Raw genomic sequence first — 25294 nt, forward strand, 5'->3', positions numbered from 1 at the left:
GGGGGCGAAACATGGGTTTGTGGGAGATCAATACCGACACGCTCGCGGGCAGCCGGTTCCTGGTGTCCCCGCTGGCGGAGACCCTCGCGACGCTGAAGGCGCTGGAACGCGCCAGCGCGGCGCATCCGGCCGAGCGCGCGTGGCTCGACCGCCACCTGCCCGCCTACCGGAGGCGGCTGGCCGATGATCCGCTGACCGCGCTGACGATCCGGGCGGCGCTCGGCCCGACCTGGAACGCCGACTACCTCACTCCCCCGCCCGTCCACGAGGGCGAGACGAGCTTCGCCGAGGAGCTGCGCCCCATCCGCGAGACGCCGCCGGACGTCGCGCGCGAGCACCTGACGGTGTCGCTCGGCGGTCCGCTGCCTCCCGAGCTGCACCGCGACGACCTCCCCGAACGCACCGCCGGGCTGCTGGAGTGGGTGTGGACGCACGCCGTCCTGCCGGACTGGCCGCGGCGGCGCCGGATCATCGAGGCCGACGTCCTGGCGCGCACCGCGCAGCTCAGCCGGGACGGCTGGGCCGGGCTCCTGGACGGCCTGCGCCCCGGCATGCGCTGGCTCGGCGGGAGCCGCCTCCAGGTCAACACCCACGACTACCCGCCGCGCGCGGTGACGGGCGCCCGGCTGATGTTCGTCCCGGTCACGCCCCGGTACGGCTGGACCGCCTGGGACGCGGCGTGGCGCCGCTTCGCGCTCATCTACCCCTGTTCGGGCACGCTGGCCGGGGCGGAGGGCCCGGTGCCCGAGGCGCTCGGCCGGCTGCTCGGCGCGGGACGCGCGCGCGTCCTGGTCCTGCTCGACACGCCGAAGAGCACGACCCAGCTCGTCGCGCTGACCGGGCAGGGCCTCGGGTCGGTGGGCCGCCACCTGCGGCTGCTGCTCGACGCGCGCCTGGTCGCACGGCGGCGGACGGGCCGCTCGGTCCTCTACTACCGCACGGCCGCCGGGGACGTCCTGGTCACGGCCCAGCGGGACACCTGACCGCGCCCCCACCCGGGACGCCACGGTCAGCACAGGACCACCGGGGCCCGGCCGGCGGCGCCCCGGGGCGTTCAGCGGCTCACGGGGGTCTCCCGTTCCACGCGGGACAGCTTCTCGGGGTTGCGGACGTGGTAGGCGCCGGTGACGTAGCCGTTCTCCAGGCGCACCGCCACCACTCCGTCGACCTCCCCGTTGACGCGGACGAGCAGCCCCGGGCCGCCGTTGATCTGGACGAGCTCGACCGACCTCTCGGCGTCGCGCCTCCACCAGCCGACGGCGAGGAGACGCGCGACGTTGTCGGCACCCACGACGGGACGCAGCAGGGCGTGCTTGACCCCGCCTCCGTCGCTGAGGGCGACGACGTCCGGTGCGAGGATGTCGAGCAGGTTCTGCAGGTCGCCGGTTTCGACCGCTCGCTGGAACGCCTGGAGCGCGGTTCGGGTCTCGGCCGGGGAGGCGACGCCGCGGGGACGGCGCGCGGCGACGTGGGCGCGGGCGCGGTAGGCGAGCTGGCGGACCGCGGCGGGACTCTTGTCGACGGCTTCGGCGATCTCCTGGTATTCGAGACCGAACACCTCGTGCAGCACGAACACCGCCCGTTCGGTGGGCTGGAGCGTCTCCAGGACCAGCAGCATCGCCATCGAGACACTGTCGGCGAGCTCGACGTCCTCGGCCACGTCGGGCGTGGTCAGCAGCGGTTCGGGCAGCCAGGGGCCGACGTAGGACTCCTTGCGCCGGCCGAGCGCGCGTAGCCGGTCGAGCGACTTGCGGGTGACGATCCGCACCAGGTATGCCCGCCGCTCCCGGACAGTGGCCAGATCGACGTCCACCCACCGCAGCCAACTCTCCTGGAGGACGTCTTCGGCGTCGGTGGCCGAGCCGAGCATCTCGTAGGCGACGGTGAACAGCAGGTTACGGTGCGCGACGAACGCCTCGGTGGCCGCGTCCATGCCGTCGGCACGGTCGCGTGGCCCGGCCGCGTCCGTGGATCGTTCGCTGCGCTCGTCCATGCCCGACTCCTGTTCGCTCGTACCCCTGGCTCACGCACGAGACGCCGGCCCTCTCCGCTTTGTAACACCTGGTCCCGGTGGCCTACGTCACAGGGCCACGCTGTTACGGCCCTGGGGGCGCCGGCGTCTCGTGTTCGTCAGGACGCCATGAGTCGAACCCGAGAGAAGGAAGACCATGCCCGCACACACCCAGGCCGAGCAGGAGGGCCGGCGGTCGCGCATGCCGGAACCCGTCCAGTTCCTCCCCGAAATGGTCGAGATCGCAGGGCCCCTGCACAAGGTCATTCAGAACGGCGTTGTTCCACGGGTCACCGTCAGCCTGATGCATCTCCGCGCGGGACAGATTCTGGGAAGCACGTACTTCACCATTCGGGAAACCGCCAACCTCCGCGAGATGGGGGAACCGGAGGAGCGCATCACCGCCGTGGCGACGTGGCAGGACGCCGCCTACTACAGCGATGCCGAACGAGTCGCGCTGGAACTGGTGGAGGCGGTCCTCACGCCGTCCCCGTCCGGGGAGCGCGTCCCGGACGAGCTGCACGCCAAGGCAGCCGAGCATTACGACGACAGGGCGCTCTGGACGCTCATCATGGCGATCGCCCACATCGGCTTCTTCACCCCCGCGGCGCTCATCGCCAAGCCGATCCCCGGTATGCCTCCCGGCCAGAATTACAGCGCGTGAGAAGGGCAGCAGAAATGAGCAGATTCGCAGTGGCGGGAGCGACCGGCCGGTTGGGACGCCACGTCGTCGACGTCCTCACCGAACGAGGGCACCAGGTCGTTCCGATGTCCAGGGCCACCGGCGTGGACATCATCACCGGTGAGGGTCTGGCCGAGGCGCTCGCCGGGACCGAGATCGTCATCGACGTCGCCTCGTGGCACGCCTCAGATCAGGACGCCGCCACGGAGTTCTTCACGACGTCGGCCGCCAACCTGCACGAGCACGGTGAGAAGGCGGGGGCCGCGCGGATCGTCATGGCGTCCATCATCGGTGCCGACAAGGCGACCGCCGGGTTCGTCGCCGCCAAGAAGGCGCACGAGGAACTCCTCCTGTCCGGCCCGCTCCCCGTTCGCATTCTCCGGGCCGCGCAGTTCCACGAATTCGTCGGGCAGTTCCTGGACTGGCGGCAGGGTGAAGTCGCCTATGTTCCGGCGTTGCCGACCCAACTCGTGGCCTGCCGCACCGTGGCCGAGGTCCTGGTCGACCTGGCCCTCGAACCAGGCGAGCCCGCTCCGGGAGCACCGATCCCCGAGGTCGCCGGGCCCCGCACGGAGACCATGGCGGAGGCGGCGGCGCTCCTCGGCGCCCGCCGAGGCGTCAAGGTCGTCGGCGTCGACGGCTCGGGCATGCCCGACGCCGAGATCGCCGCCGAGGGCGGGTTCCTGCCCGGCCCGCACGCCGTCCTCGCCGGCCCCACCTTCCGGGAGTGGCTCGACGCCCAGCCCTGACCCGGCCGTGTCACGGTCTCCCCCACAACCTCACTTCGGAAAGAGAGCTGTTCATGCCCGTCACCACGATCGACTCCACGACCGCGCTCGTCCTCATCGACCTGCAGAACGCCATCGTGGCCCGTCCCGCGACTCCCCTCACCGGCGCCGAGGTCGTGGCCCGTGCGGTCGCATTGGCCGACGCCTTCCGCTCCCACGAGGCTCCGGTCGTCCTGGTCCGGGTCACGGCGCGGGCGGACGGCTCGGACGCGGCTCCGGGACGCACCGAGACCCCGCGCCCGCCCGGCTCCCTGCCCGCGGGCTGGGACGCCATCGTCGACGACCTGGCCGGCCACCCCGACGACATCACCGTGACCAAACGCTCCTTCAACGCGTTCTACGGCACCGATCTCGACCTGCAACTGCGCCGCCGCGGCGTCACCCAGGTCGTGCTGGCCGGGATCGCCACCAGCATCGGCGTGGACTCCACCGCCCGCGCCGCCTACGAACACGGCTACAACGTCACGCTGGCGACCGACGCCATGACCGATCTGCGCGTGGAGGCACATCGCAACAGCATCGAACGGATCTTCCCGCTGCTCGGTGAGAGCGCCACCACCGCCGAGATCATCGACCTGCTGGCCAAGACCCGTGTCTGACCCCTCGCGGCGCCGACCGTCCCAGGACAACCATCAAGGAGCGATGCCGTGTCATCGTCGAACCAGCTGAGTTCTCCGGCGCACACGGAGCACACCTCAGCTCCCCGGTTCTTCGGCCTGCTGAAGGCGTCAACGCTGTTCCTGGCCGCCGCGTTGTTGACGCAGGGAATCACGGCCGGCCAACTCCTCTCGAACGAGGGTCCCCACCAGTTGCACCACACCACCGCCGCCGTCGTCTCGTTCGCGGTGGCCGTACGGTTCATCGCCGCGCTCCTGGTGTGGCGGGTGGGCCACGGGTCGGCGCGCCACCTGGTCGTCACCGTGTCGATGGCCCTGCTGGTCAGCGTCCAGTTTCTCGTCGGCGCCAGCGGCGACGTCGCGGTCCACGTGCCCCTCGGCGTGGCGCTGTTCGGCGCGGGCGCCGTCATGGTGGCACGGGTGTGGTCCCCCGGCCGGTCCCGCGCCGCCGACTGACCAGGGACGGCAATTCAGCCATACATCGGCATTTAAGTATTTAAGTATCGAAACCGCCAAGCGGGGCATCGCGCCGCTTGGCGGTGAGTACGTTATGGAGGGCCGCCCCGTTTGGAAATCTCACGATGGAGGTCCCCATGGCTGACGGCAGCGTCACCTCGACCCGGGCCGGGCGGCGGATGCGCGCCGACGCGCGCCGCAACCGCGACCGGATCCTCGGCGCGGCCGTCTCGGCCGTCGCCGAACACGGCGCCGAGGCGTCGCTGGAGGAGATCGCCCGCCGCGCCGGCGTCGGGTCGGCGACCCTGCACCGGCACTTCTCGTCCCGGCGGGCGCTGCTGGACGCGGTCTTCCAGGACGCCGCCGAGGACCTGTGCGCCGCCGCCCGCGACCTCGCGACCGCCCCCGACCCGGCGGGCGCGCTGGACGCGTGGCTGCGCGCGGTCGCCCGCCACGCCGCGTCCAGCCGGGGCCTCGCCGCCTCCCTGATACCCGGTGGCCACGACGTGTGCGGCGCCTCGGTGCACGACAAGATCGTGACGGCGGGCGAGGGCCTGCTGGCCCGCGCCCGCGCGGCCCGCGCCGTCCGGTCCGACATCGTGATCATGGATCTGCTCATGCTGGTCACCGGCATCTGCCTGATCACCGAGCGGCGGCCGGACGGCGCGGCGGAGGCCGACCGTCTCCTCGGCATCGCGCTCGGCGGCATCCACCCCGCCATCCCGGACGCGGATGCGACCTGACGAGGGCCCTACCGCCGCGAGACGACCCGGTCGTCGGGCGCGGCCGGTTCGCTCGCCTCCTGGGCGGCGGCGGAGTCGCGGCGCGGGAGCAGCAGCGGCGTGGCCAGCAGGAGCACTCCGGCGGCCGCGATCGCGGTCCGGGGGCTGGTGAGCGCGGCGAGCAGGCCCCACAGGGCGGTCAGCGCCGCGATCGCGGCGCTGCTGCTGACCGACCACGCGGTCAGGGTCCGGGCGACCCGGTCCGGTGCGGTGTGGTCGAGCCGGCTCGTCGCCACCAGCGGGTTGAACAGTCCGCAGCAGGTCACCAGGCCGAACTGGAGGACCATGACGAGCACGATCCCGGGGGCGCCGGGCCCGACGAACGCCAGCCCGGCCGGCCAGCACGCGCGCAGCGTCCCGGCGGCCAGCAGCACCCGGTGCCGCCCGAACCGCGCCGCGAGCCGGTGCGCCATGCGCGCGCCGAGGAGGCCGCCGACGCAGGGCGCCGCGAACGCCAGGCCGTACTGCCAGGGCGCGAAGCCGAGCCGTCCGAGCAGGAGCACGGCCATCAGCGGCTCGGTCGCCATGATCAGGCCGTTGGCCAGGACGGTGTTGAACAGCAGCGGACGCAGCACCGGATGCCGCAGGATGTGCCGCCAGCCCTCGACCAGGTCACCGGCGCGCAGGCGGGACCGCTCGGCGCGCGCCGGGCGCGGCTCGCCGCCGCCGATGGCACGGAGGCCGAGCGCCGAGAGCAGGTAGCTCACCGCGTCGGCCACCACGGTCGCCACCGGGCCGAAGACGCCGATCGCGGCGCCGCCGAGCGGCGGTCCGACCACGGTCGCGCTCCAGGTCGTGGACTCGAACCGGCCGTTCGCGACGAGCAGGTCCCCCGGCGGCACGAGCGCCTTCAGGTACGCGCCGCAGGCCGCCTTGAAGGCGATGTCGGCCGCCGCGACCACGACCGACACCACGAGGAGCTGGACGAAGGCGAGCCGGCCGAGCGCGAACGCGGCGGGCACGCTCATCATCGCCGTGAACCGGACCAGGTCCATCGCGATCATGACGGGCCGCTTGCGGTGGAACTCGACCCAGGGGCCGAGCGGCACGGCGAGCAGGGCGCCGACCGCCCGTCCGGCGGCGGCGAGGACCGCCACCTGGGTCGGCCCGGAGTCCAGCACGAGCACCGCGATCAGCGGGAACGCGCCGAACCCGAACCCCGTGCCGTAGGCGCTGACCGCGTACGCCCCCCACAGCCACGCGAACCGCCACCCGAGCGTCCGCCCACCCGTCATGCCCGACGCACCTCGCACCGATCCGAACGACCACCCGCCGACCACCGGCATCCAAGCGAGTGGCGGACCGCGAGATCAAACAACCGATCGGCCCGTGAGCACAACCATTGGTTGTACCCCTACGATGGAGGCGTGGATCTCGATGCCGTGCGCGCCTTCGTGGCCGTCGCCGACGCGGGACGGTTCCAGGACGCCGCCGCCGAACTGTCGATCACCCAGCAGGGCGTCTCCAAGCGGGTCGCGACGCTGGAGAAGGCCCTCGGCGTCCGGCTGTTCACCCGCACCGCGCGCGGGGCGGCGCTCACCATCGACGGGCAGGCGTTCCTGCCCCACGCGCGCGATCTCCTGCGGGCCGAGGAGCGGGCCGTCGCCTCCGTCCGGCCCGGCCGCCGGGCGCTGCGCGTCGACGTGATCGGACGCCGGCTCGCCCCCGCCGGGCTGCTGCGTGACTTCCACCGCGCGCACCCCGAGGTCGAGCTCGACGTCGTGACCCTCTTCGACGCCGACGCGGCCGTCGACGCCGTCCGGTCCGGGACGATCGACGCGACCTTCCGCGCCGTCACGATGCCGGGCCGGCAGCTCCCCGACGGCATCGGCGCCGTCCGGGTCTCCGACGAGCCGATCCAGCTGCTGACCGGCCCGTCCCACGAGCTCGCCGCCGCCCGCGCGGTCGCGCCCGCGAGCCTCGCCGGGCGCCGGATCTGGATGCCCGGGATCGTCCCCGGAACCGAGTGGGCCGCCTACTACGACGACCTCGCCGCCGCGTTCGGGCTCACCATCGAGGTCACCGGCCCCGACTTCGGCACCGAGCCGCTGCTGGACACCATCGCCGACTCGCGCACGCTGGCGACCTTCGTCGGCGAGCGGACGCGGCTCGTCTGGCCCGCCGACCACGGCCTGCGGCGCGTCGCCCTGCGGGACCCGACCCCGGTCTACCCGCACTCCCTGGTGTGGCATCGCGACAACCCGCACCCGGCGCTCGCGGTCCTGCGCGACCACCTGTGCACCAGGCGGCCCGGCCTCCGCGACGGCGAGATATGGGCGCCGTCATGGACGCTGGTCGAAAACGCGGCCTAGCGGCGCGGATATCGGGGATATTTTCGTCGTCTCACCGTGGCGGAGACGGGGAATCGCTCATGAACAGGTCATTGCCGAACCAGGCCCTGACTCCCGCCGCCACGGGACGAGGAATCGCGTCGCAGAAGGGAGCGGAGGGTGGCCAGGGCGCGGGAGGTCTGGCTGCGCACCGTCGTCGGCGCGCAGCCGAGGACGTCCGCGATCTCGCGCACGCTGAGCTGGTCCCAGAAGCGCAGCACAATGGCCGCGCGCTGCCGGTGGGCGAGCCTGTCCAGCGCGGACAGCAATGGCTGGTGGTCGCAATACCCCTGATCACAGGTCGCGGGCTCGGGGTCGCGGTCGGCGAGGATCTCGCGCGTCCAGCGGGCGGCCCGGCGCTCGCTGATGTAGGTGCGGACCATGACCGTGCGGGTGAAGCCGGTCAGCTTTTCGCGGTTGTCCAGGCGCGGCCACTGGAGGAACACCTTGACCAGGGTCTGCTGAGTCAGGTCGTCGGCCTCGAACCAGTCGCCGCAGAGTAAGAAGGCCCTCCGCCGCAATTCGGGTCTGACCTGCCTGACGTAGGTGGAGAAGCCATCGTCGGGGTTCGGGTCCACGGGGCACATCCAAAGATCTCGGGCCGCCGATGCAGCGGACGGCGGCGGGTGGCGCGTGTAGACGGCGAGGCCGTTCAACGGCCGCTTTTGCGGATAGCCGAAAGCTACTGAGCGTTCGGCGGTGCGGCCATCGTGGTAAACCCCTACTGCTTGCGTTCCAGCACAAGATCAGGTGAACAGCCGACCCGATTCCCGGAGGTCGATCGACCGATGCGCGCCTTCCTGCCCACCGCCGCCACCATCGCGGCCGCCGCCAGCGCCTTCCTCCCCTGGACGGCGGCGAGCGCGGCACCGCCGCCGGGGTCCGGCGCGGCGTCGTCCCCCGTCCGGCACTGCGTCGTCCACCTGACCGAATCCGGTCGCGTGAGCTGCTATGCCACCTTTACCGAAGCGATCAACGACGCCACCAACGGAACGATCGCCGATGCTCCCGAGAACGCCCGCTCGGCCGTGGTCGACAAGGGCTTCAACGTCCGCCTGAACGCCCTCGCGACGCCGAAGGGCCGCGCGGCGGGAATCGCCTCGACCGTCATCGAGATCTCCTTCGAGCACAAGGACTTCCAGGGCACGTCCCTGACGTGGGAGGCCTCCAGCGGCTGCAACGACTCGAACGACGTGGAATGGCAGGCCGCCAGCGTCAGCGGATGGTGGAACGACCAGATCTCCTCGTTCCGGACCTATGCCAAATGCCAGAGCGACCACTGGGAGGACATCAATTTCCAGGGCATCAGCACCGGCTACCGGAACACCACCTCCTACATCGGAAATGCCATGAACGACAGGACGTCCTCCATCAAGTGGATCTGACTCGCCGCCCTATGCCCGAGTGTCGCTATTCGGCGAGGTCCGGCAGTTCCTGCTGGCGGCACGTGGCGTTCGGGAACACCGCGACCTGACCGGACGGCAGAACGCACGCGGCCAGCCTCGGCACCGGACGGGTCGCCGCGCCGTCGGTATCCTCGTGCAGGCGGGAATCTCCCTCCCGCAGGAATCCCTGCCGGAACAGCGTCGCGCAGGCGTCGAGCACATCGCCGATCACCGCGGACCCGGCGACTTCTCCTGCGGGGACCGCCTTGGCGACCTCGCTGTAGAAGCCGTCGTCGTCCCATTTACTGGTGCTGTAGCAACGAATCGTGTTCCGTTGCGCCGCGGGCTCCTGGTGGGCGACGAAGGCGAAGGCGCCGATGGTGCCGAGCGCGACGGCGCCGGCGAGCGGCACCGCGACCACCGTCCGCCGCCGCCACGACCAGGGACGGCGGGTGATCGCGCGGGCCAGCAGCTCGGCGCGGGCCGCGCGCCGGTGCGGCGGCATCGGCCGCGGCCGCGGAAGGCGGGGCTCGTCCAGGGAGTCGTTCATCGCAGTCCGTTCTCCTGAATGCCTTCGAGGGCGTCGTCGGGAAGCATCTGGCGCAGCCGCGTCCTGGCCCGCGCGAGTCTGGACTTGACCGTGCCGACCGGGACCTTCAGCACGACGGCGACATCGGCGTAGGACAGCCCCGACCACGCGACCAGCGCCAGCACCTCGCGCTCGGCGGGCGGCAGGCGGCCGAGCCCGTCCCGGATGCGGCGCATGGTGCGCTCGTCGTCGACCCGGGCGGCCAGGTCCTCCTCGATGCCGGGGTCGCTCGCCGGCGTGGCGGCGGGGCGCAGCCGCGCCATGAGCCGCCGTTGCCGCCGGCTCATCCGGTCGGCGTTGCGCAGCAGGTTGTTGGCCACCGCCAGCAACCACGGCAGCACCGACTCGCCGGTCATCGCGACCGCGCGGCGGCGCCGCCACGCCTGGAGGAACACGAGCGAGGTGAGGTCCTCGGCCACGGCCCAGTCGGCGGTGCGGCGGAAGCAGTGGTTGTAGACCGCGTCCGAATGCCGCTCGAACAGCATGCCGAACGCGTCACCGTCACCGTCGGCCGCGGCGGACCACAGCGCCGCGTCGGTGCGCGGCCGGTCGTGTGGGCTCCCGGGCTCGGAACCGTCGACGGAGATGTTCACATCCTCCTATGTCCGCCTACCTCCCCAAGGTTCCGCCCATGGGGGGTGCGAGGAGGTGTCCGGATGGGGTCACCGCCCGGGCGCCATGGGGTCACCGCCCGGGTGCCGCCGGGCCCGCCCACTCCTCCGCGTGGTCTCGGACGAACTCGGCGAACGACCGGGGCGGACGGCCGGTCAGGTCGAGGACCGCCGTGCTGACCAGGTCCTCCCGGCCGGCCCTGATCCCCGCGTCCACCCCGGCGAGCGCGGCGGCGAACGCGGCCGGAATGCCGGCGGCGCGGTAGTTCCCCGCCAGCTCGTCCACGCCGATGTGCCGCACCCGGATCGGACGGCCGGTGCGGGCGGTGATGATCGCCGCCGCGTCCCGGTAGCTCAGCGCCGCCGGGCCGGTCAGCAGGTGGTCACGCCGGTCCGCGGGGTCGGGCGGGCCCGTCAGCAGGGCGGACGCGGCGGCGGCGATGTCGCGCGCGTCGATCCAGCCGAGCCGTCCGTCACCCGCGGCGGTGCGGATCTCTCCGTCCCGCCGGATGCGCTCGGCCACCGGATGCGCGCCCGTGAAGTTCTGCATGAACCCGGACGGGCGCAGCACCGCCCACCCGGGCCTGGCCCGCACCCGCGCGGCCAGCTCCAGCGGGCCGGGGGCGTCCGGCAGGTCGATCGCGGAGCCGAGAAGCACCACGCGGCGCACACCGAGCCGTTCCGCCTCGTCCAGGAACGGCCCCACCCGCGGCATCGGATCCACGGTGTTCACCGGGGGCACCAGGTAGACCCGGTCTATCCCGCGCAGCGCGTCGGCGTGGGTGGCGGGGTCGGCCCAGTCGAACCGGACCGCGTCCGGATCGCCGGCGGACGGGTGGCGGCTCGCCACCCTGATCGGCACTCCGCCGCCGCGCAGCACCTCGGCCAGCACGCTCCCGGTCTTCCCGGTGCCGCCGGTGACCAGCACGCCCGCCATCAGAAGGCCTCCGGGCGCGGGAGGCCGAGCAGCTCGGGCAGCGTCCCCGCCGCCGCGGCGGCGGCCAGCGGGTTCCAGTAGTCCCGGTAGCGGGTGATCAGTCCGTCCTGGACGGTGATGACCGAGATGTAGTCCAGCCGGTAGGGCTCGCCGGTGCGCACCGTGCGCCCGTCGACACTGAACTCCACCACGATCGTGTCCGGACGTCCGGTGCGATGCACGGTGACCGCCGGTATCGCCCGCACGTCCATGCGTTCCGGGTATCCGGACAGGTAGCCGCGGATCTCCTCCCGTCCGGCCAGGTGCCGTGGCGAGGTCCCTATGGCGAACGGGAACTCGCCGGTGCCCTCCGGTGCCCACAGGTCGGCGATGGCGTCCATGTCCTTGGCCAGCAGCAGATCCAGCAGCAGGCGGAACGTTTCCTCAGGGGTGCGCGGCACGATGGCCCTCCGGTTTCGGTAGATGACGACCAGGCCAGGCTCGCCCCGCGACCGTCGCCCGGGAACGGCCGGCCCAGCCCCGGACCACCGGTCCGTGGCTAAGCCGGGCGGCCTGTGCCAGCCTGGGCGGGTGAGCAGCGGTGAACTGGCCGACTTCCTGCGCCGCCGGCGGGAGGCGCTGCGTCCGGAGCAGATGCCCGCCGCGGCCGTCCACCCGCCCGGACGCCGCGCCCGGCGCACCCCCGGGCTGCGCCGCGAGGAGGTCGCGGCGCTGGCCGGGGTGTCGACCAGCTACTACGAGCGGCTGGAGCAGGCCCGCGCGCGGCGTCCGTCCGCGCAGGTGCTGGCCGCGCTCGGGACGGCGCTGCGGCTCACCGCCGCCGAACGCGAGCATCTGGCGCGGCTGGCCGGGCAGGCCCCCGTCGGCAGGGAGGCGGACCGGACGCCGGTACCGGACGACGCCCGGCGCCTGCTGGACCGGCTCGTGCCGCTGCCCGCCTACGTCGTCGACGCACGGCAGGACGTCCTCGCCTGGAACGACGCGGCGGCGGCACTGATCATCGACTTCGGCTCGCTGCCCGCCGGGGAGCGCAACACGGTGCGGCTGTCCATCCGGTTGGGCGGCACCGTCTGCTCGGCGCCCGCCGGGGCGGAGGGCGAGTTCGCCCGGCAATCCGCTGCCCAACTGCGCGCGGCCCGCGCCCGCCACCCGTCCGACCGCGTGCTGGGCGAGCTCGTCAACGCGTTCGCCGCGCACAGCCCGGACTTCGCCGCCGGATGGCGCGACCACGACGTGCGCCCCGTCCCGACGCTGCGCAAGCACCTGCGCCACCCGACGCTCGGCCCGCTCGCGCTGGACTGCCAGACGCTGCTGCTGCCCGGCACCGACCTGCGGCTCGTCCTCTACACGGCGGAGCAGGGCAGCCCGAGCGCGGCCGCGCTCGACCTTATGCGTCCGTGAGTTTCGCGCGGTCGGTGCCGGGGAGCCAGTCGCGCTCGGGGACGTAGTCCAGCCAGCGGGCGGCGCGGCCCAGCTCGGTGAAGCCGCGCAGGAGCGGGTCGAGCCACGGGCGGCGATGGGACCCGCGCCAGGCCAGCGACCACGCGTACAGCGGCGTCGGCCGGACGAGCGGGATCGAGCGCAGCCCCGCGCGGTCGGGCAGCGGCGCGTCGGCGGGGAACAGCGTGAAACACGAGGCGTCGGCGCGCAGGTGCTGGACGAGGTGGTCCAGGCCCAGGTTGGGTCCGTCCTGCCGCCGCGTGATCTGGAACTCGTCGGCGAAGCGGCGCAGGAAGTCCAGGCGGTCGAGTTCGGCCGGGCACCAGAGCGCGCTGTCGCGCAGGTCCGCCGGACGCAGCTCGTCGGCGTGGGCCAGCGGGTGGGACGCGCCGACCACCGCGTCCACCGGTTCCAGCCGGACGAGCCGCTCGGCGAGGCCCGCGGCACGCCCGTCCGGCAGCGGATGCACCCGGCCGAATCCCAGGTCGGTGTCGCCGCGCGACAAGGCCGCCGCCACCGACGGCCAGTCCCGTCCCGGGCCCGGCTCCAACCGCACCCCGCCCAACTCTTGGACCGCCGGGGCGATGGTGCGCATCGGCGCGTAGAGGTGGCCCCACGTGTCGATCCGGACGACCGTCCCGGCGCCCGTCACGGCCGCGACCGCGCGGTCCCCCGCCGCGAGCGCCTCCCGCGCGACCGGCAGGAACCGCTCGCCCGCCTCGGTCAACCTGATGCCGCCCCGCCGCTCGAACAGCCGGACCGCCAGCACCGCCTCCAGCCGCGCGACGCGTTTGGACAGCGCCTGCTGGCTCGTGCCCAGCCGTTCGGCGGCGCGGCCGAAGTGCAGCGTCTCGGCGGTCACGGCGAACGCGCGGACCAGCGCCAGGTCGAGATCCACGCCCTGACCATATGCGACAACGATCCGTTGTCGGCCGGTCGGTCGCGTTGTTGGCCGGGCGGGCGCGACGTCCGGTGAGGTGGAGGCGAGGCACCCACCGAGGAGGCAGTCGACGATGAAGGCACTCGTTCCGACCGGCGACCCCGCCGAACCGGTCGCGTTCGCCGAGGTCCCCGAACCGGCGCCGCGTCCGGACGAGGCGCTCGTGCGGGTCGAGGCGTTCTCGATCAACCGGGGCGAGACGTTCAAGCTGGAGCGGCCCGCGCCGGGTGACCGGCCGGGCAAGGACGTCGCGGGGCTGGTGGTACGTCCGGCCGCCGACGGGAGCGGCCCGGTCGCCGGGACGCGGGTCATCGGCCACCCCATGGCGGGCGGCTGGGCGGAGTACGTCGCGGTACCGGTCGGCGCTCTCGCGGAACTGCCGGACGCCGTCTCCGCGATCCAGGGCGCGGCGCTGCCGCTGGCCGGGCTCACGGCGCTGCGGCTGCTGCGCGCCGCCGGTCCCGTCCTCGGACGGCGCATGCTGCTGACCGGCGCGTCCGGAGGCGTGGGGCACTTCGTGACCGAACTCGCGGCGGCCGCCGGGGCCGAGGTCACCGCCGTGACCCGGGACGCCGACCGCGGGACGCGGCTCACCGAACTGGGCGCGGCGGAGATCGTCCACGACGTGGCCGACGCGCACGGCCCCTACGACCTGGTGCTGGAGTCGGTCGGCGGACCGGTCCTGCCCCGCGCCCTCGCGCGGCTGGCAGGGCGCGGCACGCTCATCTGGTTCGGTCAGGCCAGCCGGACCCCGGTGACGCTCGACTTCTTCGACTTCTTCGACGGGCCCGAGTCGGCCGCCGTCCGCCACTTCCACTACCTCGACGCCGACACGCGCCTCGCCCACGACCTCGCCAAGCTCGTCCGGCTGACCGCGGGCGGCCGCCTGCATCCCGAGATCGGCCGCGTCGCCGACTGGGCCGGCGCCGCGACGACCCTCACCGACCTGCGCGATCGCCGCGTGCGCGGCAAGGCCGTCCTCACCCTGATGACCGAAGGAGCACGAGCATGACCACCACCGACCCGCGCACCGTCGTCGTCCGCTACGTCGAGGCCGTCCGCGACGGCGACGCCGAGGTCGTCCGCGCGAGCTTCGCCGAGGACGCGACCTGGCACTACCCCGGCGACCTGCCCATCTCGAAGGTGTGGCGGGGCCGCGACGCGATCGTCGACGAGTTCCTGGGCGGCATGGAGCCGCTGCTGGTCCCCGGCACGCTGGAGATCGAACTGGTCGGCACGACCGCCGAGGGCGACCGGGTGGTCGCCGAGTGGACGTCCAGGGCCAGGACCGTCCACGGCGCCGCCTATGACAACCGCTGCGCCGGCGTCTTCACCGTCCGCGACGGGCGCATCGCGTCCGTCGTCGAGTACACCGACACCCGGCATGCGGCCACGGTCCTCTTCCCGGACCATGACGCTCGTGTGTGAGCGTCAGACGACGAGGTCGCGGAGCAGGTCGCGCAAGGACTCCTGCCGACTCTCGCTGAGCGCGGTCAGCGGCGAGTAGGTCCCGAGCCGTTCCAGGACCTCGCCCCTCCGCCGCTCGCCCGCGGGGGTGAGCACGATCCGCTTGGCGCGCCGGTCGGTCGGATGCGGCCGCCGCTCGACCAGCCCCTGCTCCTCCAGCCGGTCGATGACGAAGGTCGCGTTGGACGCCTCGCACGCCATCCGGTCGGCCAGCTCCCGCGCGGTGATCGGCTCGGAGAGCTCCCGCAGCGCCACCACCTGCGTGGGGGTCAGGCCGAGGTCGTCGGCGGCGCGGCGCACATGCGCCTCCAGCCGCTGGACGAACCGGTGGACGAGCTTGCACACCTCCCGGTCGATCCCCTGCGGCTCCGTCACCGGCCCCACCACCGCGAAGGACTGTTCGGCATGCCCCGAGTCTAGCGACAGTGTTTCGAGTCATGATAGTTATGACTCGCATCATTCGAACTCGAACTATTAGGCGGCGGTATGTCACGTCCGGTCTTCTCGCTCATGCTCGTGGTCTTCGGCCTGACCACCGGAGAGTTCGTGATCGCGGGCATCCTGCCGGACGTGGCGGACGGCCTGTCGGTCTCGATCCCGGCGGCGGGCCTGCTGGTCAGCGCGTACGCGCTCGGCATGATCGTCGGAGGGCCGGTGGTCACGACGCTGACCGCGCGGCTGCCCCGCCGCCCGCTCGTCACCGGGCTCGTGGGCACCTCGATCGCCGGGAACGCGGCGTCCGCCCTGGCCCCCGGCTACGCGGTCCTGCTGGTCTCGCGGTTCCTCGCCGGGCTGGTGGTGGCCACCTTCTTCGCCGTCGCGATCTCCACGGCCGTCGCCACCGCCGCGCCGGGCCGACAGGCGTCCACGGTGGCGCGGCTGACGCTCGGGATGAACCTGGGGATCGTCGCCGGTACCCCGCTCGGCACCCTCATCGGCCACCACCTCGGCTGGCGGGCGCCCTTCGCCGCGATCGCGGTGTTCACCGCGGTCGCCCTGGTGCTCGTGCTGCGGTCCGTCCCCGGCGGGCCCGCGCCCCGCGTCGGCTCGCTGCTCGGCGAGTTGCGCGTGTTCACCCGTCCGGACGTCGTGCTCGCCATCGTCCTGACGGCCGTGGGGAACCTCGGGGCCGTCACCGTCTTCAGCTTCCTGGCGCCGTTGGCCACCGACGTCAGCGGCTTCTCCGGCGGCGCGCTGCCGATCCTGCTGCTGGTGTACGGGACCGGCGCGGTCGCGGGCAACTTCCTGGGCGGGTGGCTGGCCGACCGGGCACTCATGCCCTCGCTCGCCGGCCTGCTCGCCGTGCTGGCGGGCGTCCTCGCGGTGGGCTGGACGGCCAGCGTCCACGCGGCGCCGTCCGCCGTGCTGTGGTTCGTGCTCGGCGTCCTCGCCTTCGCGATCGTTCCGGGCCTCCAGACCCGGGTGATGACCACCGCTCAGGCCGCCCCGACCCTGGCCGTCGCCGTCAACGCCTCCGGCTTCCAACTGGCCGCCGCGTCCGCCGGGTGGCTCGGCGGACGGATCATCGACGGGCCGGGGCCGCGTTCCATCTACCCGGCCGCCGCCGCCCTCACCGCCGTGGGCCTGGCCGTCGCGCTCTACTCGATGCGCCGCGACCGGTCGGGTCACTCCGCGTGACGAATCCGGAAGCGATCGGGTTCTGAAGGGTCCCGATCGGCGACGTGGATCGGCGCCCACGCCCATTGCCAGACGCTGATTCCGGGCGTGCGGGAGAACCGGATCGGCCCGCGAGTGCCCTCGACCGAGACGCGCGGCCACGACTCGGCGACGCTCCGCCTGCCGGTCCCGTACTCGCCCAGAATTCCGGCGAGGACGCTGATCGCGTCGTAGCCCTCGAAGGCGACGAAGGAAGGGGTTTCGGCGAGCCGTTCCTGGAGGGCCGTCTCGACTCGCGCACCGAGTGAGCCGAGACGCTCGGGCAGATAGCGCAGGAACGGGATCGCGGCGCCGTCGCCGCCCAGCAGCCTCGTCCATTCGGGGAACTCCGGTTGCCCGGCCGGAGCACCGATCACGACCTCGGCGAGACGCCGATCGCGGCGGACGGCCGTCACGATCGGCACCGCCGGTTCCGGATTGCCGACCAGAAGGAGAAGGGCCGTCGCACCGCTGCCGGCAAGCCCGTCGCACAGTTCCGCGGGCGTGAGCGCGCGCATGTCGAGTTCGATGACCGTGCCGCCGTGTGGAGCGAGGTGGTCGCGCAGAATGCGCGTCCCGGCCGTCCAGTAAACGCTCGAATCGGTGGCCACGGCGATGCGACTGTGCCCCGCGCCGAGCAGGAAATCCGCGTAGACGCGCCAGCCACGGGACTGCGCCGGAGCGAGACGCGCGACCCATTCCGTCGGCTGTTCGGTGAGCGCGTCGAGAACCGCCGACGAACAGAGATAGGGCAGGGAGAGGGCGTCGGCCTTGGTGGCGACGGCGCGGGCGACGACGCTGTGGTACTCCCCCACCAACGCGACCACGCCCAGATGAGCGAGTTCCTCTACGGCCGCCGATGCCTTGTCCGGGTCGGCCGCGGTATCGCGGACCACCAGCTCGACCGGCCGTCCGGCGACCCCGCCGGCGTCGTTCACCTCGCCGACCGCCAGTTCGAGTCCCGCGAGCAGATGCCGGCCCGCCTCGACCCAGCCGGGCCGGGTCAGCGGAACGAGGGCACCGATCCGGATGGACGATCCGTCAGCCTGGCCCGCTCCGGATGGTGACGTACTCATGCGCTGGCGTCTCCCGTCTGACGATTCGGTGGCGTCTCCCGGCGGACGCCGATCCAATCACATCCTCGACACCGCGCGCCTCCGAACCCGAGTTGGGCTATTCCGGTGCGGGCACCGGGTCTCCGGCCAGCCATTTGGAGGCCCCGGACGAGAGCGACGCGTGCGGCGTCTTGGGAAGGCGAACCATCACGAGGAGACCGCCCTCAGGACGGGGCGTGAGGGTGAGCGTCCCGTAGTGCGCTCGGACGACGCTGTGGACGATGGCCAATCCGAGGCCGACGCCCGCGTGTTCGTCGGTGCGGGCTCGTTCCGTTCCGCGCTGGAAAGGCTCGGTGAGCGTCGGCACGAGTTCCGGCGGAAGAGAAGGCCCGGTGTTCTCGACATTCAGCACGCCCGCGTCGTACCGCGATTCGGTATGGACCCGCACGGTGCCGCCGGTCGGGAGGTTGTGGACGATGGCGTTCTGGACGAGGTTGGTCACCATCCGCAGGATCAGTTCGGGCGAGCCGACGGTCGGCGCCTTCTCGCCGGTGACGGTGAGGGAGATCTGCCGATGTTCGGCGAGCGGAAGCAGCGTTTCGGCGGCCTCTTCGGCGACGAGCGACAGATCGACGGGCCCGCGGCTGAAGCTCCCGGTCTCGCCCCGGCTGAGCAACAGGAGTGCCTCGGTGAGGTCGATCGCGCGCGTGTTGACGGTGTGCAGGCGCTCGATGAGTTCGCCGTTGTCGCGCGAGGGATCGTTGCGGGCGACGTCCAGCAGCGTCCGCGAGATCGCCAGCGGGGTCCGGAGTTCGTGGGAGGCGTTCGCGGCGAAGCGCCGTTGCTGCGCGACGTGGGATTCGAGCTGTTGGAGCATGGTGTCGAAGACGTCCGCGAGTTCGCGGAACTCGTCCCGGGGGCCGCGCATGCGGATGCGGTGGGACAGCGACCCCTTGGCGGCCCGGCGCGCCGCGTCCGCGATCTGCTGGAGCGGGGAGAGCATCCGGCCGGCGAGGACCCACCCGCCCAGCGAGCCGAAGACCAGCAGCAGGAGCATCGCCGTGATGGCGGCGGGGGTGAAGGCGCGCGTGAGGTCGGTGCGGCTCGGGCTGAACCCGCCGGGCCCGTAGTGCGTGGTGTCCGGGACGTAGCGCAGCAGGAACGCCCACACGACGGCCAGCAGGAGGGCGCCGGCGATCAGTAGGAACCCGACATAGCTGATCGTGAGCTTCAGCCGGGCGCTGAGCCCCGGACGTCTATTCATCGGGGCTGCCGGGCTCGGTGTCGATCCGGTAGCCGACGCCGGGCACCGTGGCGATGATCCACGGTTCGCCGAGGCGTTTGCGCAGCGCGGAGACGGTGATCCGGACGGCGTTGGTGAAGGGGTCGGCGTTCCCGTCCCAGGCCCGCTCCAGCAGCTCCTCGGCGCTGACGACCCCGCCCTCGGCGGTGACGAGGACTTCGAGCACGGCGAACTGCTTGCGGGTGAGCGCGACGTAGCGTCCGTCGCGGAAGACCTCGCGGCGGAAGGGGTCCAGCCGGATGCCCGCGATCTCGCTGACCGGGGGCCGGGCGTGGGCGCGGCGGCGGTCCAGCGCCCTCAGCCGCAGGACGAGTTCCCGGAGCTCGAACGGTTTCGTGAGGTAGTCGTCGGCGCCGAGCTCGAATCCGGACGCCTTGTCGTCGATCCGGTCGGCGGCGGTGAGCATGAGGATCGGGATGCCGGTGCCCGAGGCGACGATCCGCCGCGCTACCTCGTCGCCGGAGGGACCGGGGATGTCCCGGTCCAGGACGGCGAGGTCGTAGGAGTTGACACTGAGTAGTTCGAGCGCGGTGTCTCCGTCGCCGGCGATGTCGGCGGCGATCGCTTCCAGCCGGAGTCCGTCGCGGACGGCTTCGGCCAGGTAGGGCTCATCCTCCACTATCAGCACGCGCATTCCCGCAGACTATGCGCAACGGCATATCGCTGACATATGCTGACGGATGGTGACCGCTCGCGCCGGGGCACGGCGGCCGGGCCGCCCGCCGCCGCGGCGTCACCCGACGTTCCTTCGCACGCGCGGCCCGATGCCGGTGACGATGGTGTGGGGAATGGTCCCGGCCCAGCGCGCCCAGTCCTGGACGGTCGGGGTCGCGCCCCCGTCCGGCCCGAACACGGTCGCGGACGTGCCGACCGGGAACGACTCGGCGCCCGTGTCGATCACGATCTGATCCATCGAGACCCGTCCCACGACCGGGAACCGGCGCCCGCCGATCTCGACGCCGGCCTCGGGCGCGCATCCTCGCGGAATCCCGTCGGCGTAGCCGACGGGCAGGATGCTCAGATGGGCGGCACGTTCCGTGACATAGGTGCCGCCGTAGCCGACCGGTGTGCCGGCCGCGACCGCCGCCGTGTGCACGATCGGCGCGGTCAGCCGGGACGCGCCGTGCAGCCGTACCGTCCCGGACGGGTCGATCCCGACCAGTCCGGCCCCCACGCGGACCATGTCGAAATGGGTCGCCGGGTCGGTCAGCGCGCCCGAGGTGGCCGCGAGGTGGGCGGGCGGCGAACCGAGCCCCGCCTCCCGGACGGCCCGCCGCGCCTCCTGCATCTCCGCGACCGCGGGTGCGTTCGCCGCGGGATCGGCGTGGTCGGCCAGCGGCAGATGCCCCATGACACCCGCGACCTCGACCTTCCGCGCGTCCCGAGCACGCCGGGCCAGACCGATCAGCTCGTCCCACCGGGCGCGAGGGCAGCCGCCCCGGGCCATTCCGGTGTCCAGGTGGAGGTGGATCCGCACCGGCGATGCGGCCTGGGAGACGAGCGCGTCGAGTTCGTCCACCGAACCGACCGCGACGTCGATCCTGTGGGCGACCGCCGCGCCGGCGTCGATCCCCGAGGAATGGAGCCAGGTGAGGATCGGTGCCGTGAGCCCCGCCTCGCGCAGCGCCGAGGCCGCCGCGATGCTCGTCGTCCCGAGCCACTCCGCACCGGCGGCGACGGCGGCCCTGGCGACCGTGACGGCGCCGTGGCCGTACCCGTCCGCCTTCACCAGGGCCATGATCGTGCTCTTGGTCCGGGCGCGGATCTCGGCCATGTTCGCGGCCACCGCTCCGGGAAGGGTCTGAAAGGTCGGCGGGCGAAAGGCGTCCGTGGGGCGTCGGGGCACGACCGGGGCCCGGTTCACGACCGCATCCTCGGGTCGAAGGTCGGGTCCGGATACATCGACGGGCAACCGTCGTCGGTGGCCTCGGAACGCAGTTCGTAATGCCAAGGCTCATTGCGGTATATCTGACACAGCCCATACGCGGAGCCGTGCTCGGAAAGCCAATTCGCGGCGGCGGCGGGGCCGATGTCGACCGCGTCGCCCGACACGTGAGCGGACGTGGTCGGGGTGGCCACCCACCGCGCGGCCTCCCTTTCCGAGCCGTATTTGGCGACGGCCTCCCGCAGCAGCCGCCGCTGGTAGGTGGGTGACCGCCAGCCGCTGTTGACGCGGATCCGGACGCCGCCGGCCTGCGCCTCCTTGGCCGCCCGGCGCAGCGCGGCGCGGAGGTCCGGGTCGAGCCTGCTCACCGCCGGCCTCCGGTCGAACACCGAGATCGGCGCGCCGTCGGGAATGACGCCGATGGCCTCGTCCGAGGTCAGCGGCCTGACCGGCCGGGTGATCTCGACCGAGGTACCCGACGCGTCCGACGCCCCCGAGGTGTCCTCCGAACCGGAGGACCCGAGCGACCACTGCACGGCGAACGCGGCGATCGCCACACCGAGGATCGCCAGACCGGCCAACACAAACCAGCGTGTACGGCGGGGCGGCGATGACCGAGGTGCATTGTTGTACATACCTCAAGTGAAGAGGGAGGCCTGTTGCCATCGCGTATCCGGTTTTCGATACGCTCGCGATATGCGGAACCCTCGGCATGGCCGAACCGGCCCATTCCCGCTGCCGCAAAGAATGGCTGCCCGTGGCGTTCGCCACGGGCAGCGGTCTCACGAAAGTCAGATCGTGGCGGGGTCGGCCGTGGCCGTCGCCTCCGGGCTGTGGCTCGCCGCCGAGCGGCCCGGGATCAGCGCGATCGCCAGCAGGCCCGCCGCCACCGCGATTCCCGCGGCGGTCAGCATGCCGATCTGGTAGCCCTCGGTGAGGGCCACGGCGGGGACGCGTTCGCCGCCCTCCAGGACGTCGGTCGTGCGGGCGGTGGCGATCGCGACGACGATCGCCAGGCCGAGCGAGCCGCCGCACTGCTGGGCGGTGTTGAACAGGCCGGACGCGAGGCCCGCCTCCTCCTGCCGGGCCGCCGACGTCGCCCCGACGGTGGTGGTGACGAACGCCAGCCCGCTCCCGACCCCGATCACCAGGGACGGGCCGAGGACGTCCACCAGGAAGCTCCCGTCGACCGACATGCGGGAGAACCAGGCCAGCCCCGCGCCGGTCACGATCAACCCTGCCGCCATCGGGGCCCGGACGCCGATCCTCGTGATCAGCGCGGACGCCACGCCCGCCGTCACCGCGATCGTCAGCGCGAGCGGCAGCGCGGCGAGCCCGGCCTTGACCGGGCCGTAGTCGAGGACCTGCTGCATGTAGAAGGTCATGTAGAAGAACATCGGGAACATCGCCATCGTGCTCAGCAGGGCGATGATGTTGGCGCCGCGCAGCATGCCCAGCCGGAAGATCCGCAGCGGGACGAGCGGCTGCGCGGCCCGGGCCTCGATGACGAAGAAGAGCGCGATCAGCAGCAGCGACAGCGCGCCCAGGCCGAACGTCTGGGCGGAGCGCCAGCCCGCGTTGTTGGCGTCGACGAGCGTGTAGACCAGCGCCGCGAGCCCGCCGGTGGCCGTCACCGCGCCGGCGAGGTCGAAGCCGCGGGCACCCGCGTCCTTCGCCTCGGGCAGCAGCACGGGCGCCAGCGCGATCGCCAGCACCCCGATCGGGACGTTGACGTACAGGGTGGACTCCCAGCCGAGCCACTCGGTCAGCCCGCCGCCGAGGATCGACCCGGCCGCGCCGCCCGCCCCGGCCACCGCGCCGATGACGCCCATGGCCTTGTTGCGCTCGGGTCCCGCCGCGAAGATCGTCATGATCAGCGACAGCGCCGCCGGGGCCACGATCGCGGCGCCGACGCCCTGCACGGCGCGGGCCCCCACCAGCATGGCCGCGTTCACCGACAGCGCCCCGACCAGCGAGGTCGCGGCGAACAGCGCCATCCCGACCATGAACATGACGCGGCGTCCGACCAGGTCGGCGGCGCGTCCGCCGAGGAGCAGCAGGCCGCCGAACGTCAGCGTGTAGGCGTTGGCGACCCAGGAGAGGTCCTCGGGCGCGAACTTCAGATCACGCCCGATGGAGGGCAGCGCGACGCCGACGATGGACGCGTCGAGCACGAGCACGAACTGGGTGGCCGCGAGCAGCGCGAGCGCGAGGCCGCGCCGCTGTGTTGTGTGTGTCATGGTCCGCCTGACTTGGTTTCGTGATGTCGCCGCCATGACGAAGGGCGGCGGACGGGTGTGACGGAAGCCCCCGCCGGTCCTGGAGGTCGGCCAGGACGCGGCGGAATGATCCCGACAGGGCAAGAAGAACGCAGCCCTCATCGCGCCACACCTCGAAAGGTGCGGCGATGCCGGAGGGTCACGCGACCCAGGAGGGGACGACCTGCTCCAGCCGGGCCGGGTCGTTGAGGGTGCGGATCGCGGTGACCACGCCGCCGGTGACCGTGAAGGCCATCACCGTGACCGGCCGTCCCTCGACGGTGATGAGCACCCCGGGAACGCCGCCGACGAGCGCCGGGTGCACCCGCGCGTCCGGACGCGCGAACATCGTCGCCCGGGCCGCGATCTTGTCCGCGCCCCGCACGACGAAGTCGCCCTCCAGCCCCTGGGCGCGCACCTCGACGTCGGGCGCGAGCACGCTGAGCAGCCCGGCGACGTCGCCCCGGCCGGCCGCCGCGAAGAACGCCTCGACGACCTCGCGGCCCGCGGCGTGGGAGTCGGGCGAGGGCGTGCCCGACCGCAGCCGTCCGCGGGCCCGGCTGGCGAGCATCTTCGAGGCCGCGGTGCTCCGTCCGAGGACGGCCGCGATCGTGTCGAACGGCACCTCGAAGACATCGTGCAGGACGAACGACACCCGCTCCGCCGGGGTGAGCGCGTCCATGACGACGTACAGCGCCAGCCCGACCGATTCGGCCAGCACCGCCTCCTGCTCGGGGTCGAGCCGGGAGTCGGCGAGCGGCTCCCGCTGGAGCGCGCCGATGTCGAACTCCAGCGGCTGCTCGCCCCGCGTCCCGCGCCGGCGCAGCGCGTCCAGGCAGATCCGGCCCGTCACCGTGGTCAGCCAGCCGCGCAGGTCCTCGATGTCGCCGCCGCCGTTCCGCACGAGCCGCAGCCACGCCTCCTGGACGGCGTCGTCGGCGTCCGCGTGCGACCCGAGCACGCGGAAGGCGATCGCGTGCAGATAAGGGCGCTGGCCCTCGAATCTCGCGGCGAGCTGTTCCTCTTCGGTCACGGTTCCCCCTGGTCCTGGACGGTGTCACTACCAGGACGCACCAGGCGGCCGTGAGGTAACGCACCTTTCGGACGTTACCTTTCGCCGCGCCCGGACGTCGTAGCGCCGTCAGACCAACAAGGCGCCGGTCCCGAACCGGCTTCGCTCTAGGAGGAACCATGGGATCGCGGATGTCCAACCCCACCGTTCTCGTACCCGAACTCATACCGGTGGCGGGCGCGCTGGCCAAGGCCACCGGCAACGGCTCGCTGCCGGGGACCCCGATGGGCCTGGCCGGCCTGCGCGTCGCCCAGATCGTCGGCAGCACCTACCTGGTCATCCGGTCCACCAAGGCGCTGCGTGAGGCCGGGGAGTCCGAGGAGCGGATCGCCGCCGTGGCGTCCTGGCGGAACGCGCCCTACTTCACGGGCCCCGAGCAGGCGGCGCTGGCGCTGGCGGAGGCGGTGTTCCAGCCGGCGGCCGAAGGCGAGCGGGTCTCCGACGCGCTGTACGCGGAGGCGGCCGCGCACTTCGACGAGAAGGAGCTGGCCACGCTGATGATCGGGATCGGCCAGGTCGCCTTCTGGGCCACCGTCGCGCTCATCGGCAAGCCGGTTCCGGGCGTCGCCGAAGCGGAGACGTGGAGCTGATCGTCCGAGGCCGGCCCGCCCGCCGGGGGCGTTCACCGTATTGCGGTGAACGCCCCCGGCGGGCGCCTGCGCGCAATAGTGGGAGCCACCGAGGAGGATTCGAACGGCAGTGGCGACAAGGATGGCCGCGACAACTCCATGCCCGGCCCACCGCCCGACACCGGGCAGATCTAAATAAATTAGGCTAGCCTATCCTTAGTAAAGTTAGTCTATCCTAAATAAGGTTCGCCTAAGAAATTCGGACGGAAATAGATCCTTTCACGGGGTCCGATTGATCGCCATTAACTTGACTGATCGGTTGCGCGGCGCCATGACCATGGACAACGTCCAAAGCCACTTGTCAGGAAGCCCGGAAAACTTCATGCCGACTAGAAAGACTCCCGTCATGTTGAAAGGCGCTCCGGCGTGAGATGGTCCGGTATATGCGAGTGAATTCTGTC

General features: G+C 72.5%; 29 protein-coding genes. 13 read left to right on the plus strand and 16 right to left on the minus strand.

The features are described from left to right. Positions 1-11 precede the first annotated feature (11 nt). A complete protein-coding gene (locus K2F47_RS35840; RefSeq protein WP_242910616.1) occupies positions 12-983 on the plus strand; it encodes an ArsR/SmtB family transcription factor in 972 nt (323 codons plus the stop codon). A gap of 71 nt (positions 984-1054) precedes the next feature. On the opposite strand, the gene K2F47_RS35845 is transcribed toward K2F47_RS35840, so the two are convergent. Further along, a complete protein-coding gene (locus tag K2F47_RS35845) occupies positions 1055-1933 on the minus strand; it encodes an RNA polymerase sigma-70 factor (RefSeq protein WP_242910706.1) in 879 nt (292 codons plus the stop codon). A 235-nt stretch (positions 1934-2168) separates the two neighbouring features. Here K2F47_RS35845 and K2F47_RS35850 point away from each other — a divergent pair, with 235 nt between their 5' ends. The 5 genes from K2F47_RS35850 to K2F47_RS35870 all read left to right on the plus strand — a co-directional run bounded on the left by K2F47_RS35850 (position 2169) and on the right by K2F47_RS35870 (position 5297). Continuing rightward, positions 2169-2675 (plus strand): carboxymuconolactone decarboxylase family protein, encoded by a 507-nt coding sequence (locus K2F47_RS35850; RefSeq protein WP_242910617.1) that lies wholly within the window; start codon positions 2169-2171, stop codon positions 2673-2675. Between the two features lie 14 nt (positions 2676-2689). Then, the gene (locus K2F47_RS35855) at positions 2690-3442 is read left to right on the plus strand and encodes an SDR family oxidoreductase (RefSeq protein WP_242910618.1); all 753 of its coding nucleotides are present in this window, start codon (positions 2690-2692) and stop codon (positions 3440-3442) included. A 53-nt stretch (positions 3443-3495) separates the two neighbouring features. Next, positions 3496-4080: an isochorismatase family protein gene (locus tag K2F47_RS35860; RefSeq protein ID WP_242910619.1), complete on the plus strand. Its 585-nt coding sequence runs from the start codon at positions 3496-3498 to the stop codon at positions 4078-4080. 48 nt (positions 4081-4128) lie between these two features. Continuing rightward, complete coding sequence (locus tag K2F47_RS35865; protein ID WP_242910620.1) at positions 4129-4554, plus strand: hypothetical protein; 426 nt, start codon at positions 4129-4131, stop codon at positions 4552-4554. Between the two features lie 137 nt (positions 4555-4691). Further along, a complete protein-coding gene (locus K2F47_RS35870; protein ID WP_242910621.1) occupies positions 4692-5297 on the plus strand; it encodes a TetR/AcrR family transcriptional regulator in 606 nt (201 codons plus the stop codon). An 8-nt stretch (positions 5298-5305) separates the two neighbouring features. On the opposite strand, the gene K2F47_RS35875 is transcribed toward K2F47_RS35870, so the two are convergent. Further along, positions 5306-6571 carry an MFS transporter gene (locus tag K2F47_RS35875; RefSeq protein ID WP_242910622.1) on the minus strand — a complete coding sequence of 422 codons (1266 nt, stop codon included), beginning with the start codon at positions 6569-6571 and terminating at the stop codon, positions 5306-5308. Between the two features lie 132 nt (positions 6572-6703). On the opposite strand from K2F47_RS35875, the gene K2F47_RS35880 reads away from it, so the two are divergent. After that, on the plus strand, positions 6704-7648 hold the full coding sequence (locus K2F47_RS35880) for a LysR family transcriptional regulator (protein WP_242910623.1): 945 nt from the start codon (positions 6704-6706) through the stop codon (positions 7646-7648). Between the two features lie 68 nt (positions 7649-7716). On the opposite strand, the gene K2F47_RS35885 is transcribed toward K2F47_RS35880, so the two are convergent. Next, positions 7717-8244: a SigE family RNA polymerase sigma factor gene (locus K2F47_RS35885; protein WP_242910624.1), complete on the minus strand. Its 528-nt coding sequence runs from the start codon at positions 8242-8244 to the stop codon at positions 7717-7719. 210 nt (positions 8245-8454) lie between these two features. On the opposite strand from K2F47_RS35885, the gene K2F47_RS35890 reads away from it, so the two are divergent. Continuing rightward, complete coding sequence (locus tag K2F47_RS35890) at positions 8455-9051, plus strand: beta/gamma crystallin family protein (RefSeq protein WP_242910625.1); 597 nt, start codon at positions 8455-8457, stop codon at positions 9049-9051. 25 nt (positions 9052-9076) lie between these two features. Here the strand turns inward: K2F47_RS35890 and K2F47_RS35895 are convergent, their stop codons facing one another. The 4 genes from K2F47_RS35895 to K2F47_RS35910 all read right to left on the minus strand — a co-directional run bounded on the left by K2F47_RS35895 (position 9077) and on the right by K2F47_RS35910 (position 11628). Further along, positions 9077-9601 (minus strand): hypothetical protein, encoded by a 525-nt coding sequence (locus tag K2F47_RS35895; RefSeq protein WP_242910626.1) that lies wholly within the window; start codon positions 9599-9601, stop codon positions 9077-9079. Beyond that, a complete protein-coding gene (locus K2F47_RS35900; protein ID WP_242910627.1) occupies positions 9598-10233 on the minus strand; it encodes an RNA polymerase sigma factor in 636 nt (211 codons plus the stop codon). The genes K2F47_RS35895 and K2F47_RS35900 overlap by 4 nt, the downstream gene beginning before the upstream one ends. 91 nt (positions 10234-10324) lie before the next feature. Then, positions 10325-11188 (minus strand): Rossmann-fold NAD(P)-binding domain-containing protein, encoded by an 864-nt coding sequence (locus tag K2F47_RS35905; RefSeq protein WP_242910629.1) that lies wholly within the window; start codon positions 11186-11188, stop codon positions 10325-10327. Then, entirely contained in the window at positions 11188-11628 is a 441-nt protein-coding gene (locus K2F47_RS35910; RefSeq protein WP_242910630.1) for a nuclear transport factor 2 family protein, read from the minus strand. Before K2F47_RS35910 ends, K2F47_RS35905 begins: the two co-directional genes overlap by 1 nt. A gap of 130 nt (positions 11629-11758) precedes the next feature. On the opposite strand from K2F47_RS35910, the gene K2F47_RS35915 reads away from it, so the two are divergent. Beyond that, a complete protein-coding gene (locus K2F47_RS35915; protein WP_242910631.1) occupies positions 11759-12589 on the plus strand; it encodes a helix-turn-helix transcriptional regulator in 831 nt (276 codons plus the stop codon). Here the strand turns inward: K2F47_RS35915 and K2F47_RS35920 are convergent. After that, on the minus strand, positions 12576-13526 hold the full coding sequence (locus K2F47_RS35920) for a LysR family transcriptional regulator (protein WP_242910632.1): 951 nt from the start codon (positions 13524-13526) through the stop codon (positions 12576-12578). The genes K2F47_RS35915 and K2F47_RS35920 overlap by 14 nt on opposite strands. Positions 13527-13641: 115 nt before the next feature. Here K2F47_RS35920 and K2F47_RS35925 point away from each other — a divergent pair, with 115 nt between their 5' ends. Further along, positions 13642-14580, plus strand: a complete 939-nt coding sequence (locus K2F47_RS35925) for a zinc-binding dehydrogenase (RefSeq protein WP_242910633.1) — start codon at positions 13642-13644, stop codon at positions 14578-14580. Beyond that, positions 14577-14996, plus strand: a complete 420-nt coding sequence (locus K2F47_RS35930) for a nuclear transport factor 2 family protein (RefSeq protein ID WP_242910634.1) — start codon at positions 14577-14579, stop codon at positions 14994-14996. Before K2F47_RS35925 ends, K2F47_RS35930 begins: the two co-directional genes overlap by 4 nt. Positions 14997-14999: 3 nt before the next feature. Here the strand turns inward: K2F47_RS35930 and K2F47_RS35935 are convergent, their stop codons facing one another. After that, positions 15000-15410 carry a MarR family winged helix-turn-helix transcriptional regulator gene (locus K2F47_RS35935; RefSeq protein ID WP_242910635.1) on the minus strand — a complete coding sequence of 137 codons (411 nt, stop codon included), beginning with the start codon at positions 15408-15410 and terminating at the stop codon, positions 15000-15002. Positions 15411-15521: 111 nt separating this feature from the next. Between K2F47_RS35935 and K2F47_RS35940 the strand changes: the two genes are divergently transcribed. Further along, positions 15522-16673: an MFS transporter gene (locus tag K2F47_RS35940; RefSeq protein WP_242910636.1), complete on the plus strand. Its 1152-nt coding sequence runs from the start codon at positions 15522-15524 to the stop codon at positions 16671-16673. Here K2F47_RS35940 and K2F47_RS35945 read toward each other — a convergent pair. The 7 genes from K2F47_RS35945 to K2F47_RS41610 form a co-directional block, all read right to left on the minus strand. After that, positions 16661-17824 carry an ABC transporter substrate-binding protein gene (locus K2F47_RS35945; protein ID WP_242910637.1) on the minus strand — a complete coding sequence of 388 codons (1164 nt, stop codon included), beginning with the start codon at positions 17822-17824 and terminating at the stop codon, positions 16661-16663. The genes K2F47_RS35940 and K2F47_RS35945 overlap by 13 nt on opposite strands. Before the next feature lie 40 nt (positions 17825-17864). Next, positions 17865-19010 carry a sensor histidine kinase gene (locus K2F47_RS35950; RefSeq protein ID WP_242910638.1) on the minus strand — a complete coding sequence of 382 codons (1146 nt, stop codon included), beginning with the start codon at positions 19008-19010 and terminating at the stop codon, positions 17865-17867. Continuing rightward, entirely contained in the window at positions 19003-19683 is a 681-nt protein-coding gene (locus tag K2F47_RS35955; protein WP_242910639.1) for a response regulator transcription factor, read from the minus strand. Before K2F47_RS35955 ends, K2F47_RS35950 begins: the two co-directional genes overlap by 8 nt. Positions 19684-19782: 99 nt before the next feature. Continuing rightward, positions 19783-20835: an alanine racemase gene (gene alr / locus K2F47_RS35960; RefSeq protein WP_242910640.1), complete on the minus strand. Its 1053-nt coding sequence runs from the start codon at positions 20833-20835 to the stop codon at positions 19783-19785. 74 nt (positions 20836-20909) lie between these two features. Beyond that, positions 20910-21518, minus strand: a complete 609-nt coding sequence (locus tag K2F47_RS35965; protein WP_242910641.1) for a M15 family metallopeptidase — start codon at positions 21516-21518, stop codon at positions 20910-20912. 207 nt (positions 21519-21725) lie between these two features. Further along, positions 21726-23174: an MFS transporter gene (locus K2F47_RS35970; protein WP_242910642.1), complete on the minus strand. Its 1449-nt coding sequence runs from the start codon at positions 23172-23174 to the stop codon at positions 21726-21728. A 178-nt stretch (positions 23175-23352) separates the two neighbouring features. Continuing rightward, complete coding sequence (locus K2F47_RS41610) at positions 23353-24225, minus strand: sigma-70 family RNA polymerase sigma factor (RefSeq protein ID WP_242910643.1); 873 nt, start codon at positions 24223-24225, stop codon at positions 23353-23355. Between the two features lie 158 nt (positions 24226-24383). On the opposite strand from K2F47_RS41610, the gene K2F47_RS35980 reads away from it, so the two are divergent. Beyond that, positions 24384-24854 carry a carboxymuconolactone decarboxylase family protein gene (locus K2F47_RS35980; protein WP_242910644.1) on the plus strand — a complete coding sequence of 157 codons (471 nt, stop codon included), beginning with the start codon at positions 24384-24386 and terminating at the stop codon, positions 24852-24854. The last annotated feature ends 440 nt before the right edge of the window (positions 24855-25294 follow it).

The sequence above is a fragment of the Actinomadura terrae genome, assembly GCF_022751215.1.
Taxonomy (GTDB): Bacteria; Actinomycetota; Actinomycetes; order Streptosporangiales; family Streptosporangiaceae; genus Spirillospora; species Spirillospora terrae.

Bases quoted from the DNA above. Each gene is read 5' to 3' on its own strand.
- K2F47_RS35840 (WP_242910616.1), top strand. From the start codon at position 12: ATGGGTTTGTGGGAGATCAATACCGACACGCTCGCGGGCAGCCGGTTC.
- K2F47_RS35845 (WP_242910706.1), bottom strand. From the start codon at position 1,933: ATGGACGCGGCCACCGAGGCGTTCGTCGCGCACCGTAACCTGCTGTTC.
- K2F47_RS35850 (WP_242910617.1), top strand. From the start codon at position 2,169: ATGCCCGCACACACCCAGGCCGAGCAGGAGGGCCGGCGGTCGCGCATG.
- K2F47_RS35855 (WP_242910618.1), top strand. From the start codon at position 2,690: ATGAGCAGATTCGCAGTGGCGGGAGCGACCGGCCGGTTGGGACGCCAC.
- K2F47_RS35860 (WP_242910619.1), top strand. From the start codon at position 3,496: ATGCCCGTCACCACGATCGACTCCACGACCGCGCTCGTCCTCATCGAC.
- K2F47_RS35870 (WP_242910621.1), top strand. From the start codon at position 4,692: ATGGCTGACGGCAGCGTCACCTCGACCCGGGCCGGGCGGCGGATGCGC.
- K2F47_RS35875 (WP_242910622.1), bottom strand. From the start codon at position 6,571: ATGACGGGTGGGCGGACGCTCGGGTGGCGGTTCGCGTGGCTGTGGGGG.
- K2F47_RS35890 (WP_242910625.1), top strand. From the start codon at position 8,455: ATGCGCGCCTTCCTGCCCACCGCCGCCACCATCGCGGCCGCCGCCAGC.
- K2F47_RS35895 (WP_242910626.1), bottom strand. From the start codon at position 9,601: ATGAACGACTCCCTGGACGAGCCCCGCCTTCCGCGGCCGCGGCCGATG.
- K2F47_RS35905 (WP_242910629.1), bottom strand. From the start codon at position 11,188: ATGGCGGGCGTGCTGGTCACCGGCGGCACCGGGAAGACCGGGAGCGTG.
- K2F47_RS35925 (WP_242910633.1), top strand. From the start codon at position 13,642: ATGAAGGCACTCGTTCCGACCGGCGACCCCGCCGAACCGGTCGCGTTC.
- K2F47_RS35930 (WP_242910634.1), top strand. From the start codon at position 14,577: ATGACCACCACCGACCCGCGCACCGTCGTCGTCCGCTACGTCGAGGCC.
- K2F47_RS35940 (WP_242910636.1), top strand. From the start codon at position 15,522: ATGTCACGTCCGGTCTTCTCGCTCATGCTCGTGGTCTTCGGCCTGACC.
- K2F47_RS35950 (WP_242910638.1), bottom strand. From the start codon at position 19,010: ATGAATAGACGTCCGGGGCTCAGCGCCCGGCTGAAGCTCACGATCAGC.
- K2F47_RS35955 (WP_242910639.1), bottom strand. From the start codon at position 19,683: ATGCGCGTGCTGATAGTGGAGGATGAGCCCTACCTGGCCGAAGCCGTC.
- K2F47_RS35970 (WP_242910642.1), bottom strand. From the start codon at position 23,174: ATGACACACACAACACAGCGGCGCGGCCTCGCGCTCGCGCTGCTCGCG.
- K2F47_RS35980 (WP_242910644.1), top strand. From the start codon at position 24,384: ATGGGATCGCGGATGTCCAACCCCACCGTTCTCGTACCCGAACTCATA.